Annotated in this window: 11 protein-coding genes; 4 read left to right on the top strand and 7 right to left on the bottom strand. The window is 63.1% G+C overall.

The window, feature by feature from the left end; translation table 11 throughout:
* Positions 1-229: 229 nt before the first annotated feature.
* The 4 genes from DESTE_RS06655 to DESTE_RS06640 all read left to right on the top strand — a co-directional run bounded on the left by DESTE_RS06655 (position 230) and on the right by DESTE_RS06640 (position 3,115).
* On the top strand, positions 230-1,255 hold the full coding sequence (locus tag DESTE_RS06655; RefSeq protein WP_035066259.1) for a Fic family protein: 1,026 nt from the start codon (positions 230-232) through the stop codon (positions 1,253-1,255).
* Positions 1,256-1,359: 104 nt separating this feature from the next.
* The gene (locus tag DESTE_RS06650) at positions 1,360-1,626 is read left to right on the top strand and encodes a transposase (RefSeq protein WP_035065287.1); all 267 of its coding nucleotides are present in this window, start codon (positions 1,360-1,362) and stop codon (positions 1,624-1,626) included.
* Entirely contained in the window at positions 1,620-2,402 is a 783-nt protein-coding gene (locus DESTE_RS06645) for an IS3 family transposase (protein WP_051384306.1), read from the top strand. Before DESTE_RS06650 ends, DESTE_RS06645 begins: the two co-directional genes overlap by 7 nt.
* A 20-nt stretch (positions 2,403-2,422) precedes the next feature.
* Positions 2,423-3,115, top strand: a complete 693-nt coding sequence (locus DESTE_RS06640) for an ethanolamine ammonia-lyase subunit EutC (protein ID WP_245590764.1) — start codon at positions 2,423-2,425, stop codon at positions 3,113-3,115.
* Positions 3,116-3,344: 229 nt separating this feature from the next.
* Here DESTE_RS06640 and DESTE_RS06635 read toward each other — a convergent pair whose 3' ends face one another.
* The 7 genes from DESTE_RS06635 to DESTE_RS06610 form a co-directional block, all read right to left on the bottom strand.
* Entirely contained in the window at positions 3,345-6,620 is a 3,276-nt protein-coding gene (locus DESTE_RS06635) for an ATP-binding protein (RefSeq protein ID WP_035066255.1), read from the bottom strand.
* A 290-nt stretch (positions 6,621-6,910) separates the two neighbouring features.
* Positions 6,911-7,507: a cupin domain-containing protein gene (locus DESTE_RS18345; RefSeq protein ID WP_084559390.1), complete on the bottom strand. Its 597-nt coding sequence runs from the start codon at positions 7,505-7,507 to the stop codon at positions 6,911-6,913.
* A 42-nt stretch (positions 7,508-7,549) separates the two neighbouring features.
* Complete coding sequence (locus DESTE_RS06625; protein WP_035066252.1) at positions 7,550-8,701, bottom strand: GGDEF domain-containing protein; 1,152 nt, start codon at positions 8,699-8,701, stop codon at positions 7,550-7,552.
* A gap of 243 nt (positions 8,702-8,944) precedes the next feature.
* The gene (locus tag DESTE_RS17555) at positions 8,945-10,138 is read right to left on the bottom strand and encodes a HEPN-associated N-terminal domain-containing protein (RefSeq protein ID WP_084559388.1); all 1,194 of its coding nucleotides are present in this window, start codon (positions 10,136-10,138) and stop codon (positions 8,945-8,947) included.
* 188 nt (positions 10,139-10,326) lie between these two features.
* Entirely contained in the window at positions 10,327-11,997 is a 1,671-nt protein-coding gene (locus DESTE_RS06620) for a Mur ligase family protein (protein WP_035066249.1), read from the bottom strand.
* Positions 11,990-12,859: an alpha/beta fold hydrolase gene (locus tag DESTE_RS06615; RefSeq protein WP_245590763.1), complete on the bottom strand. Its 870-nt coding sequence runs from the start codon at positions 12,857-12,859 to the stop codon at positions 11,990-11,992. The genes DESTE_RS06620 and DESTE_RS06615 overlap by 8 nt, the downstream gene beginning before the upstream one ends.
* Before the next feature lie 270 nt (positions 12,860-13,129).
* Positions 13,130-14,356 (bottom strand): D-alanine--D-alanine ligase, encoded by a 1,227-nt coding sequence (locus DESTE_RS06610; protein WP_035066243.1) that lies wholly within the window; start codon positions 14,354-14,356, stop codon positions 13,130-13,132.
* Positions 14,357-14,367: the final 11 nt, after the last annotated feature.

Genomic DNA, 14,367 nt, shown 5'->3' with positions numbered 1-14,367 from the left:
TTTTGCTTTGGGTCGACATGGGCTGATTTCACCCGCCGTTCCTTCCGCTTGATGGGTATGAACGGTTTTTGTTGGGGCGGGGTGCGCGGTATTGCGCAGTTCCCCTTGGGTGGAAAAGGTGCGAACAAAGGGAGCGTGGTTTCAAGGGATAATGCGGATTGGCATTTCCCCTTTAATTCAGCTATGGTAGCAAGGTATTGGCACGCCAGACATGCCGAAGGGGCGCTTCATGAGCCAGCAGTACCAGCCGCCTTTCTCCATCACCCCAGCCATCGTCACCCTTGTCGGCCGGATCAGCGAAGCCGTGGGGCGGTTGACCATTCTCCGCGAACAGGCGGCGTCACTCCGGTTGCGGCGTATCAACCGTATTCGCACCATACGCGGGTCGCTCGCCATAGAAGGCAACCAACTCAGCGAAGCGCAGATCACCGCCATCCTCGACGGGAAACGGGTCATCGCGCCTCCCCGTGAAGTTCAGGAGGTGCGTAATGCCCTTGCCGCGTACGAGCGCTTCGATGACTGGAACCCTGTCGTCGAAAAGGATCTGCTGGAAGCGCACGGCATCCTGATGTCCGGCCTGATCGACGAGGCAGGCAGCTATCGCCGGGGTGGCGTCGGCGTGTTGGAAGGCTCCCACGTTATCCACCTGGCACCCCCGGCGGACCGGTTGCCAGTGCTTATGGGCGATCTGTTTCACTGGTTGGCGACCAGCGATGCCCACCCGTTGGTTGCAAGTTCCGTGTTCCACTACGAATTCGAATTCATTCATCCCTTCGCCGACGGGAATGGCCGCATGGGGCGGTTGTGGCAGAGCCTCATTCTGGCCCGTTGGAACGGGCTGTTCGCCGATCTCCCGGTGGAGAACCTGATCTTCGCGCACCAGTCCGAATACTATGAGGTGTTGCAGGAAAGCACGCGGCAGACGGACAGTGCCCCCTTCATCGAGTTCATGCTCTCGATGATTTTCGATGCCGTGATCGCGTCCGTTGCTCCAGATGCCCCCCAGGTCGCCCCCCAAGTCACCCCCCAAGTCGGGCAGCTATTGCAGGCCATACATGGCGAAATGCCCCGTGAGGCGTTGCAGGATGCACTTGGTCTGCAAGACCGCAAGTCTTTCCGGGAGCGCTATCTCAAGCCAGCCCTGGCGAATGGGTTCATCGAGATGACAGTTCCCGAAAAGCCCAATAGCCGCTTGCAGCGGTATCGACTGACGGACAAGGGGCACCAGTGGCTGCAACTCCGTCGTGAAGGGTAGGTTCCAGACAAGGTTGTGGGCGGTTCCACGGCAGTGCCCGTATACTGCCCCCCATTAACAAGGTGGCTCTGTTAAGGTAGTTTTCTTCCATCCTTGGAGGAAGCATGAAACGCCGAGTCTGGGACAGCAAAAGCAAGGCCCGCATTGTGCTTGAGGGATTGCAGGGTCGCTCTGTGGCAAGCATTTGCAGTGAGTATCAAATCACTCAGGGTATGTATTACCGCTGGCGCGACACGTTGTTGGCCAATGCCGCCCTGGCTTTTGAGGTGGGCGCCACTAACCGACGAGAAGAACGCCTTGCGACAGAGAACCAAAAACTCAAGCAAGCCGTTGGCGAACTGACGCTGGAGTTAAAAAAAAACGACTGGTAAGCGGCAAGCGCCGATCCGGCCAGGCCCAGCTTCAGCGCGATGCCGAACTCTTGCCGTTGATCGAGTCCCTGAAAATGGAACATCCCTTTTGGGGCTATCGCCGCGTATGGGCCACCCTTCGGTATAAAAACGGCCTGATCATCAACGTCAAACGAGTGGCACGCCTGATGCGTCTGCATGGCCTTGGGGTGAAGCGCGCAGCCTTGCGGGCAAAGCGCACCCCTTCCGGAAGCAAGCCGCGCCCCGTCCGCCCGTGTCAGTGGTGGGGCATCGACATGACCAAGGTCATGACGGAAGGCGGCTGGGTGTATATCGTGCTGGTGGTGGACTGGTTTTCCAAGAAGATCGTGGGCCACCATGCCGACTACCGGAGCCGGAGCCATGAGTGGCTGCGAGCTCTGGATACGGCTATCCAGACGCACTTTCCCGGAGGCGTCCGGGGGCACGGCCTGAGCCTGATGAGCGACAACGGCTGCCAACCGACAGGAACGGCTTTTATGCGCGACTGCGCGACTCTCGGCATCACGCAGGCGTTTACCAGCTACAACAATCCCAAAGGGAACGCGGATACCGAGCGGACAATGCGTACGATCAAGGAAGAGCTCTTCTGGCTGCACGAATGGCGTAGCCTGGAACACCTCGACCGCGCCCTCTCTGACTGGATAGAAAACTTCAACACCACATACCTGCATTCGGCGCTTGGCTGGAAGACTCCGCAAGGCGTCCATCAGCAGGCAAACAAAACCTGGCGGAATTCTCCCTTAAAGGCCGCTTGATTTAAGGGGGGCATTACACGGTGCTGACCCCCTTCGACATGGCGGGGGTACGCGCGGCCCTGGAACAGGGCGGCGTGCAGTGTCTGGAGCTGCACAGCGCGGCGACGGACACTGCGGAATTTCTGGCCCGGCCCGACAAGGGACGCCAGCTTTCGGACGATTCGCGGGAAGCCCTGCGCGAGGCTGCGGATGCCACGACGTCTGGCGCAAAGGGCGCAAAGGGCGCGAAAGGGGCGGACATCTGCGTGGTCATCAGCAGCGGGCTTTCCGCCCGCGCCGTGCACGAGAACGCCGCGCCCTTCGCCCTGCGGTTTCTGGAACAGGCCCGCTCCTCAGGGTACACCACCACGCCCGTGGCGCTGGTGGACCATGGCCGCGTGGCCGTGGCCGACGAGGTGGCCCATCTGCTGGGCGCGCGGCTTGTGGTGATGCTGATAGGCGAGCGGCCCGGTCTCAGTTCGCCCAATTCGCTGGGTGTCTACCTGACCCATTCGCCCGCCCCCGGCTGTACGGACGAGGCCCGCAACTGCATCTCCAACGTGCGCCCCGGCGGCCTTGCCATGGAAGAGGGCGTGCGCAAGCTGTGCTATCTGGTGCAGGGGGCCTTTGCCGCCGGGCTGACCGGCGTGAACCTGAAGGACGACATGCCGGGGGACTACCTGCCCTTTGCCCCGGCGCAGGCCCTGACGGACTTGACGGACTTGACGGACTGAAGCCGCCACCCGTTCGCGAGCACGCTCGCCCCGCATCATGCCCCGTCATCCCCGTCATCCCCGGCATCCCCATCATCCCCATCATGGCCCATCATGCCAGACGTCGCGCCCGGCCTGTCACCCGATTTGCCGGGCGGCGCGCTTTCCGGGGGTGTGTTCCGGCATCTCCTGTGGCCTTTCGCCCGGTGCCGTGTCCGGCGCAGCACTCCCGCACCTCCTTGCCGCGCGACTACCCTTGCCGTGTGGCCAGCCCCTGCCCGCACCAGCAGCCAATGGCGGCGTTCAGCGTGGCCATGTCGGCGGGTTTCGCGATGTAGGCGTTCATGCCTGCATTCAGAAACCGTTCCCGGTCGCCCTCCATGGCGTAGGCGGTCAGGGCCACGACCGGAATGCCCGCCCTGTCCGGCCCGGCCTCGCCCTTGCGGATGCGGTGCACAGCCTCCATGCCGTCCATGGCGGGCATCTGGATGTCCATGAGCACCATGTCGAACGAGCCGCTGGCCAGCGCGTGCAGGCCAGCGTGCCCGTCGCCCGCCACGGTGACGGTGTGCCCCGCCTTTTCCAGCATCCGCCGCACGGCCATCTGGGTTACCGGGTCGTCTTCCACCAGCAGGATCCGGCAGGGAGGGGGCGTGTCCGGCACGATGCCGGGCGCCATGTCCGGCGTACCCGTCGCGCATGTTGCATTCGACCAATCCGGCGTGCCCGATGCATCCGGCGCGCCCGATGCCTCTGGTGCATCCGAAGCCTCTGGCGTTCCCGGTTCCGCCGGTGCATCCGGCGTGCCCGGCACATCCTTTTCCTCGCCGTGGTCGGACACCACGGTGAAGGGCAGGCTGACGCATGCCGTGGTGCCCGCGCCTTCCTCGCTCTCGATGGTGATTTCACCGCCCATCAGGTGCGCCAGCCGCTTGCAGATGGAAAGCCCCAGCCCGGCGCCCTGATGCGAGCGGCGCATCCCGTTGCTGACCTGGGTGAACGGCTCGAACAGTTCGCCCAGCTTGTCCTCCGGTATGCCGCACCCCGTGTCCGAAATGGTGAACAGCACCCGGCATGTGGGGCCGGCCAGCGGGGGCAGGCGGTGGGTCGCCAGCGTGATGCCGCCGCTTCTGGTGAACTTGAAGGAGTTGCCCAGCAGGTTGGTAAGCACCTGTTGCACCCGCACGATGTCGCCCCGCAACGTTTCGGGGATGGACGGGTCCATGCGCACGTCGAGCTGTATCCCCGTTTGCAGCGAGATGGGCAGGAACAGTTCCACCACCTGCTGCACCGATGCCGCAAGCTGGAAGGGAACGTGGCGGATTTCCAGCTTGCCCGATTCGATGCGCGACAGGTCCAGCATGTCGGAAAGCAGCCGCGCCAGCCGCCTGCCGGACTGGATGGCGATGTCCGCGTAGTCTTTCTGTTCGGTATCAAGCCGGGTGGTATGCATGAGCTGGAGCATGCCCAGAATGCCGTTGAGCGGGGTGCGTATCTCGTGGCTCATGTTGGCCAGGAATTCGCTTTTGGCCTTGCTGGCTGCCTCTGCCCGCAGCTTGGCGTTGAGCAGTTCGATCTCCGCCGTCTTGCGCGCGGTGATGTCCTGGAACGTGCCGAGGATGAGCTGTTCCCCGCGCTCCTCGACGCGTCCCACTGCGCGCAGGTGGGTCCACTTGCGGGTGCCCCGGCTGGTGATGACCTCGCATTCCAGGTCCACGGGGGTGCCGTCGCGGGCCACGGTTTGCAGCATTTCCCACACCTTGGGCCGGTATTCCGGCGCGAAGAACCAGATGCCCTCGGCAAGACCCGGTTTGTAGTCCGGCGGTACTTCAAGGATGCGGTTTATCTCGTCGGTCCAGACCAGCGTGTCGGACCGGGTGCCCGCTTTCCACCCGCCCACGCGGGCAATGCGCTGGGTTTCCAGCAGGAACATCTCGCGTTCGCGCAGGGTATCTTCCGCCCGGCGGCGTTCGGTGATGTCCTCCGCGATGATCAGCCCGTACAGGTGCCCGCCGTCCGGGGCAAAGATGCATTTGACGATGCAGCTGACCAGCGTGGTCTTGCTGCCCGTCACCGAGGTGTAGTTGCCTTCGTACAGGCCGATGCCGCCTTCGAAGGCGGTACGCACGGCGCGGAGCATGTCCGGATCGCGCAGGTCGTGCAGCATGTCCAGCCCCAGCACCTTGTGGCGCGGCGCGCCCACGATCTCCTGGAACTTGGCGTTCAGGTCGATGATGCGGCCTTCGCCGTCGAAGTGGGCGATGCCCACGGGCGACTGGTCGAACAGGATGCGGTAGCGTTCCTCGCTGTGGCGGATGTCCGTTCTGGCCTGGCGCAGGCGGATGACATGGAAGAACAGGAAAATGGTCAGGGCCAGGATGACCACCAGCGATGCCGCCGCCACCCGCAGTTCGCGCCGGTAGACCACCCACGGCGACGAGGGCGCGTTGAGCATGCGGCTGTCCGGCGGCAGTTGGCTTTCGGCGATGCCGAAGTGCGCCAGCACGTTGTGGTCGAAGATGTACCTGTTGGCCGCATCCCCCTCGACCACGGGGATGTCGCCCGGCGGCGTGCCGTCAAGGATGCGCAGGGCCAGTTGTGCCGCCATGCGGCCCTGCTCGAAATGCGAGATGACCTTGCCCCCCGCCAGCCCCTTGCCCAGGCCGTGCTCCCACAGGTGGAACACCGGCGCCCCGGCGTGGCGCAGGATGAAGGCCAGGCTTTCCTCGAACTGTTTGGGCGTGCCCGCCGCGTCTTCGTAAGCCGAAAGCAGCAGGATGGCATCGCCGGGCGGCAGGGCGGCCATGCGGTGGGCCAGTTCGTCCCAGGTCAGGTCTTCCAGCGACAGTTCCTTGCTGGGTGCCGGGGCGTTGCGGGCCGCCAGTTCGCGAAAGGTCAGCACGTCCGCCTGGCCGGACAGCGTGGTGTCCGAGATGGCGTGGATGGTGCCGCCGGGGCGCAGTTGGCGGATCAGGTCCAGCGTTTCCTGCATGGACACGGCCTCGATGACACCGGTAAAGGCGGCGTTGCCGTTCAGGCTTTGTGCCAGCGCCACGTTGTTCACCCCGCAGAAGACCACGGGGGTGGCGGGGAACAGGGCGTCCCGGTGTTCCAGAGCCAGGTTCAGCGCGTTGTCGTCCGAGGTGATGATGACGTCGTACGGGGCCACGCGGGACAGCTTGTAGCGCAGATGGTCGAGAGAGTGGGTCAGGTTGGCAGGATCGTTGAAGCGCTTGCTGTCCATGAACTCCACGTCCAGAGCCACGCTCGCCGGGTCCAGTTCGGAGCGGATGCCGTCGATCTGCTGGAAGAAGGTGGGGAATGCCGGATGGTAGGAACTGATCAGCAGTGCGCGCTGCGGAGCTGCATGGCCGGGGGTGCGCCATGCAACCAGCAGGAACGCGCAGGCCGCCACGAGAATCAGGGCGCAGGGCAGGCGCAGGACGGAGCGTGCGGCGGAAAGGCGCGGCGTGGCGATATCTGTGGAATGGTGGGTAAGGAAGACGCGGGCGGTGCGGGTGCTCATGGCGGTGTCCGGTCTGCTGCGGCGCGGCGGCGTGCCATACGCCGCACGTTGCCCGTTGGAAAAGGCGGAAGAACGCCGAGCGTGGGGACATGCGGGAGCCCGGAGCCGGGCAAGCGCCCGAAGCACCATTGTAGTCTATCTTTGCGCCGTGTGGAGTCCCTGATTTTTTTTGGGGGGGGGCGGCGAAGCAACGGGAAGGCGGGGACTAAGGTGAGGAAAAAGGCGTGAGCGGGCGGACGCGGGCGGGGTGCCTGCGCCGCGTGAGGAGAATGGGGAAGGGCCGGTCCGGCCTACTGCCCGTGCTTGACGGCCAGCGGTGTGCCTGCCTGGCCGGCGTAGAAGACGATGATCTCGGCGGGCTCGCTGCCGGGGTTGAAGCCCATGTGCGGGGTATTCACCACCTCCACGATGGGGTCGCCCGCCGCGAGGCGCAGTTCCTTGCCGTCTTCCGTGGTCACGACGAGTTGCCCGCGCGTCAGCACCCCGGCGTTGATCACCGGGTGGTGGTGCAGGGGCAGGCGTGCCCCGGCGGGTATGGTGATGCGCAGGATGGTGACCTGCGGCTGGCCCTGCGGATAGGCGGGCAGCATGGCGCCGTCCCAACTGCGCTGCGACTGGACCAGTTGGACGGACGTGACGGTCTGGCTGGCGGCAGGGCTGGCGGTTTGATTGGCAGTCTGACTGGGGGCCCGCGGGCTGGTCTGGGGGGCGTCCGGCGCGTTTGCATGCCGGGCCGCGCACCCGGCTGACAACGTCAGGGCGGCCAGCAGCAGGACGGTCGCCAGACCGGAAGGCAGCAGCCGGAAGGCAGGGCTGCCGGGGGCGAGGAAGAAGGCGTTGCCGGAAACGGAGGGGGTGCCGAAGGAGATGGTGGGCAAGGTGCGCATGCTGCTTCCCGGAATGTGTTCAGGTGCGGGGTAGGGGGGAGTTCAGGGGGCGGTCGCGCCTGCCTTGAGGTGCTTCTGCCGCTTGCGGTCGTACATCAGCGTGTCGCACCGCTTCAGCAGGGCATCAACGCTTTCGTCGTCGCGCGAGCAGGCCAATCCGTAGCTGAAGGCCACGCGGTACGGCCTGCCGGAGGTGGCATCCTGCTCCGCCAGGGTGTTTTCAAGGGTGCAGAGCCGTTCGTAGAGCGCGGCGGGGTCGTTGTCGAACTGCACCACGGCGAATTCGTCGCCGCCAAAGCGCATCACGCTGAAACCTTCGTCAAAGGTTTCCCGCAATCCCTCCGCAAGGGCCAGCAACGCCGTGTCCCCGGCTGCGTGACCGTGCCTGTCGTTGATGGCTTTCAGGCCGTCCATGTCCAGCAGGGCCACGCACATTTTCAGTTCGCGCATGCGGCGGGCCTTTGCGATGGCGTTGCGATACGCCGTCCGGTTGGCCAGCTTGGTAAGTTCGTCGCGCTCGGACGAATTGATGAACACGGTCACCAGCAGGATGATGCACGAGATGGCCCAACTGCTCCAGATGGTCAGAAAGGTGAAGTAGTGCAGCTGGATGGCTGCGGTTACGGCGGGCAAGGCCAGGGCCAGGGCGAACATGGCCGCCTCTTCCGCCCGCAGTCGGTTGCGCTGGCGGACCAGGACACTGACCGCCAGAGCCTGGTAGCCGTAGAAAACGGCAGGAGAGATGGCGAACCATGGCCCGCGCGAGTAGGTGTTGTCGGGCGCGATGGAGAACAGCAGCCCCGCGTCGTAGCTGAGCAGGGCCAGCACTGCGTTGCATGCAAGGGGAAGCGCCCAGAGCAGGACGGAAACCGCGGAAAGGCGCACACCGGTCCAGTGGTGCAGGAAGGTCCACGCCAGAAAGGCGGGCACGGGCACCAGCAGAAAACCGATGCTGTTCACCAGCTTGCCGAAGGGCACAAGCTGTGCGTCGTCACGGATCGCGCCGTTGAAGTTGGCGTCCAGCGCCACGCTGCATGCCTCGAGCACCAGCAGGATGAGGACGCACGTCATGACGGCAACAAGATGCCGATGGGCGGGAATGCTCTTGTCCAGCTTGATGCCCGCCACGATGATGGCGGGCAACAGCGCAAGGCACATGAGAATGTCGACGTGGATGGTGGACAGGTACGTCATGGAGTGTGTGTCTGCTGTGCGTACGGGGCCACATGCTGTTGCAGTTGCGTGACATGTAGTATGTGTTTCGATGTGCTGATAGACGTGTAAATACTGAGATTGTATATGTGCGAGTGGTCTCTAAAATGTTCAAGATGGATGGATTTATGCATATTTGGCATCTTGTTTAGAGGGGGCTAATTTTGGTTTTTATATTTTGATTGGTTCGTGTGTATGCTGTAGAGATGTGAATGGTTCTCTCTTTTATGGTTTATACGTGTTTTTAATAAGCCGCCTTGTGATGCTCTTGGGGTCAAGTTGAAGTAGTTGTTTAGAGTCGTTTGCAATGCCATCTGTGCAATTTTCCTGTCCGCAAAAAAACACATAGCAATTTCCAGGACCACGCGAGCTCTTGTATTTTATTGCAAGTATTTTCTCGTTGTTTTTTGTGTAATATATATGCCTGAAAAACTCAGTAACGATTTGCGTTGGTACGTATTCAATGTGTTCTATGTTATCTTTTTCTATTTTTTTGGAGAAATCATGTAGGAATTTGTTTAAAAAAAGTATCCATGGGCGAATTCTGCTTGTATCGATGTTGAATATGCTTGGTACAGATATGCCATTAGAAAAATCTATTGCTTTTATTTTAGAACACGTTGTCCATTTTGCAGTTGTTACGTATGTGTTATTTTCGTAGACAATTTCATTTTTGCATGTTTCTTCATCTGATGCGCCATAGAACATTGATATTCCGTTAGGACTCATGCGGGATGATAAGGCGTGCTGCGCAGGTGGGGGGCCAAGTTCTGCCGCTGTAGTGAATGTTTTAGTTTTGGAATGAGTGCATCGAGCTCGATAAAGAGAGTGTCCCTGTTGTATGTCTTTTATAAGTCCGCATTGTTCGATTATATCTCCAATTATATCTAGTATCTCAAATGGATTCAATTCTTGTGATGCAGGTGCGGAAGTGTTGTTAATTTTTTCAGACCTGAAAAAAACATACCTCATGTTATGCTTAACGATCTGTGAGAATTTTTCCCATGTATAAGTGAGTTCATCGTCTTCTGTCATTCCATACGGATCACGTCTGACCCATTGTTCTTGAGGGATTGCGGTGCATATATCATTGGCGACATCGTCATTACATCCAATATGATCAAAGATAATATCCGTAATATCCGACAGCAATCCGTCGACACCTATCCATCCGCCTTCTTGAGAACACCATCCAACGCTATCTGTGGGATCTTCATACCAGCGAGATATTCCTTGATGTATTAGAGGTATGATGTCATCAAGTGGAACGGCGTTTTTGTTGTCGCAATAACTACATGTGTTTTTGCCATTTAGTTTTATAATGTGGTTTGCTAAATAGTCTTCATGTATGCATTCTGGGCAAATCGTGGAGCCTGTTTCTGTAAATAAATTGTCGAGTTGGCGTTTTGTGAAGCTCATAATTCACTCAATGCCTTTTGGGTTCTAGGTGTTTCTGTTTTGAATGTTGCCGCTAGGATGCTTTATTGCTCAACAGAAGAGGGGGGAGAGAGTCAAAGGGAGCATATGGGTGACTATAGTAGAACCAAATGGAAGATTGAGCAGTGTCGTCGTTTTTTTGTGTGGTTTTGTTTGCATTTCAAAAAATTCTACACCCGCACCTTCTTTTCGTACAGGTCGGGCAGGTCGTTTTCCAGCAGCACGGCGTCGCCGGGGCCGATGTTGGCGGCCAGCCAGGCGCGGGCGGCGGCGAAGTCCGGGCATTCCACCACCAGCTGATCCGGCCCGGCGGCGGCGCGGAAGGCATCCACCAGCGTGGGGATGCGGGCCGGGGCCACGGCCAGCAGCACGTCGGCACAGGCTGCGGCGCGCGCGCCAAGGTCGGCGTGGGCGCTGTCGTGCAGGGTGCCCAGTTCCACCATGCCGGGGGTTACCAGCACGCCCCGCCGCCCGGACTTGCGGTACAGGTCCAGGAGGTCGAGGGCGGATGCGAAGCCGGAGGGATTGGAATTGTAAGCGTCGTCGATGAGCACGGAACCGTCGGGCTGGGGCTTCACTTCCAGCCGGTGGGTGATCTGCGGCAGGCTGCGCAGGGCGCTGACCACCCGCTGCGGCTCCACGCCCACCCCGCAGGCGGCGGCAAAGGCAAGAGCCACGTTGTCCACGTGGTGCATGCCGTGGATGGGCGCGCGCACTTCGTATTCCTGCCCCTGATACAGCAGGCGGGCGTGGATTCCGGAAAGGTCCTGCCCGGCTTCCAGCACGCGCACGGACGGTTCTGTCGTTCCCGCCCTATCCGCCGTGTCCGTCACGCCCGCATCGCCCGCCACATTGGGTCCCGCGCCGCCGTCCCCGCCCGCGCACAGCAGCACCGCGCCCGCGTTGACGGCGGCAAAGTCGCGCGCGTGGTCGTACGCCAGCAGGGCGGCGGGCAGCACCACCCGGCCCCCACGGGCCACGGTGGCGTGCGCCAGTTCGAACTTGGCCCGCACCACGGTGGCCAGGTCCTTGAAGCGTTCGTAGTGCGCCGGGCCCACGTTGGTGATGATGGCGAAATCGGGCGGGGCCAGCCTGCACAGCCGTTCGATGGAACCGATGCCGTAGGCGCCCATTTCCGCGATGAAGAAGCGGTGCGCGTCGGTCAGCCGCTCCCGGATGATGCGCGAAATGCCCATGGGCGTGTTGATGCTGCCCGGCGTCATCAGCGTGGGATGGTAGCAGCCCAGCACGTGGGCCAGGATGTGCTTTACGCTGGTCTTGCCGTACGAGCCGGTGACCGCGATGACCGTGGGCGCAAGGCGCAGCAGCTTTTCGTGCGCCTCGTTCCAGAAGCCCTGCTGGATGCGCGCCTCCACCGGGGCCAGCGAGGCGTTGGCTACAACCAGCGTCAGCGGCAGCGCCTGCACCCCGAGTATCCAGAACGGCAGCAGTGTTGCGGGCGCGGCCGGGCACAGGGCCAGCAACACCGCGTACACCGCCGTCAGCCCCAGCGCCACGGACAGGATGCGCCTGACCCGCGCGGTGAGCACCAGCTTTTTCTTGGCGGCCTTCAGCGGATTGTCTTCCACGGCGGCCACGGCCAGCAGGACAAGGCCCGCCGCCCATTTGGCGTACACAGCGGATTCCGGCGCGGCCAGCGCCGCGCCCCAGCAGGCCAGCAGGGGCAGGGTGGCACGCTTGTCGAAGGCGCGGGAGGCGGCCATCCAGCGGCAAAAGCGCGGGCCGTCGTATTCTTCCTGCTGGAAGATGTGCAGGTAGGTCAGGCCGCGCCGCACGGCGAACGCAAGAAACGCCGCGCCCAGAAACAGAGAGCTAGCCACCGAAGATTTCCTCGCAGAAGGTGTCCAGGGCGTACACGGCCTGATGGCCGCCCGCCGTCAGAATATCCAGATGCCCGAAGCGCGGCAGCACCTGCAGGTGCGCGTGCGCCAGCAGCCGGGCAAAGTCCTGCCCCATGGAGGGCGGGGTTTCCGTGTCGTTTTCGCCGTACAGCAGGTGTACGGGGCAGTCCACGCGGGCGGCCACGTCGGACAGGTTCTCGTTGACCACGCTGACGAACACGGGCCGCAGCGGCCCCGCGTTGGCGTAGTCCGCGCTGCCGAAGAAGCGGCGCACCCGCTCCGCGCCAAAGCCCAGCCAGTGCAGGTGCTTCAGCGTCTTGAACGCGGCGATGCGGCACCCGCGCGTGAATTTCTCCATGGGGGTTCGGCGGCGGGGCAGCCCGGCGGCGGCCATCAGGAACAGTCCGTCCACCAGGTCCGGGTGGCGGGCCGCCAGTTGCAGACCCACCCGGCAGCCGAAGGAATGTCCCACCCATATCCGCCTGCCGCGCGGCAGGGTGCGCAGCCAGGCGGCGGCGTGGTCGGCGTAGTCCTGGGTGCCCCAGGTGGCGGGCGGCATGCAGGAGAGGCCAAAGCCGGGCATGTCCAGCAGGTAGTTGTCGCGCCCGTGGGTGCAGGTATTGGCCAGCGGCAGCAGGTTGGCGTGGGTGTGCATCCAGCCGTGCGCCCATATGATTTGCGGAACGATCTGGGGGGCGATCTGTTGCGCGGCATCTGCTGCGCCGGTGTCCTCCGGCTTTCGGCGGGCGGGCGCGGCGTTGGGCAGGTGCACCACGTACATGCAGGGGGCTGCCGGGTCTGCGGCGGCGGAGGGCGTGGCGTTGAACTGGGCGGAATCCATTCTGGCCTCGGAGTGGTGTGTTCGGCGCTGCGGCCATTGCCCGCGTGCGGAAGGTGCCGCGAAAACGGGCGGGATCAACGGCGTGGCGCGCCCCGTGGTGTACACCGGGGGCGCGCGAAGGGGCAAGGGGCGTGGCGGACCAGCACCTGCATGGCGGACAGGTGCAGGCCAAAGGCGGAGGCGGCATGGCAAAAGAAACGCGCGCCGCCCGGTGGGACGGCGCGCGATGCACGCGGGGGGCATCATACCCCGGGCAAGCTGACGCTCTGGCTACCGGCGGGGGAACAGCCGGGCGGCCTCCGGGGTCGGATCTTCCGGACAGGCGGTGTGCCGGGCCATGGCCCGCGCCTCGTCGATCATCAGCGAGAGCAGCCGGGTGAAGCGCACCGGGGTTTCCGCCGCTTCCCACAGGAAGAAGGCGAACGAGCCGGGGATGGGGTTCACCTCGTTCAGCCACACCTCGTCGCGGGTGGCGTCGTACATGAAGTCCATGCGCGGCGCGCCGGTGCCGCCAAAGGCCGCGTAGGTGCGCACGGCAAAGTCGCGGATGCGGCCCTCCAGGCTTTCGGGCAGGTCGGGGTTGATCTCGCGCGTCAGCGAAAGCATGCCCGCGCTGCCGGAATCGCCCGCGCTCTTGGCGCCGCCCGCTCCGCCGGTCTTGCTGCCGGTCTTGCCGCCCGACGAAAGGTACTTCTGGCGAAAGTCCAGCAGTTCGCTGTCGCGCTTGGGCCGTTCGATGGCCGAGGTGGCGTGCCCTTCGCCGTTGCGCCGCACCGAAATGTTGTATTCCACGCAGCCGTCCAGATACGGCTCCACGATGGCCACGGTGTCGTTTGTGAACAGGCCGGGCAGCACCGCCTCTATTTCTTCGATGGAATCCACCTTGGCCACGCCGATGCTGCTGCCAAGGTGCGCGGGCTTCAGGCAGCCGGGCAGGGTGATGCCCGCCAGCGCGGCCTCGATGTCGGCGCGCGGGGGCAGCAGGCCGCCCACGGGCTTGCGCAGCACCGCGCAGGGCAGCGTGGGAATGCCGGTACCGGCCAGGGCCTGCTTGGTGGCCGCCTTGTCCATGAAGATGGCGGAGGCCAACACGCGCATGCCGGTGTAGGGAATGCCTGCGGCTTCGAACAGACCCTGCATGTCGCCGTCTTCGCCGTAGGGGCCGTGGAAGGCGGGGATGGCCACGTCGAAGGGAATGCGCCTGGGCTTGCCGAACAGTCTGGAGGTCTGCTCCACCAGCATGCCGCCCTTGCCGGGGGCGATCTCCAGCGAGACGGCGGGCAGGCCGTCGGCGTCGCGGGCGGGGATGTAGGTGGAGCGGTCCAGCAGCTTTTCGCCGGTGCGCCAGACGCCGCAGCGGTCCACGTAGACGGGCACGGGTTCGTACCGCGCGGCGTCCAGCGCCTGGATGACCTGCAATCCGGTGACGATGCTGACGTCATGCTCGGGCGAACGCCCGCCGAAAAAGACCGCGACGCGGATTTTGCCGTTGGACATGATGGCTTCCT

Origin of the sequence: Nitratidesulfovibrio termitidis HI1, from assembly GCF_000504305.1 — a bacterium.
Taxonomy (GTDB): Bacteria; Desulfobacterota; Desulfovibrionia; order Desulfovibrionales; family Desulfovibrionaceae; genus Cupidesulfovibrio; species Cupidesulfovibrio termitidis.
Note: the sequence above shows the minus strand (reverse complement) of the source record. Positions and strands in the feature narration are given on the sequence as shown.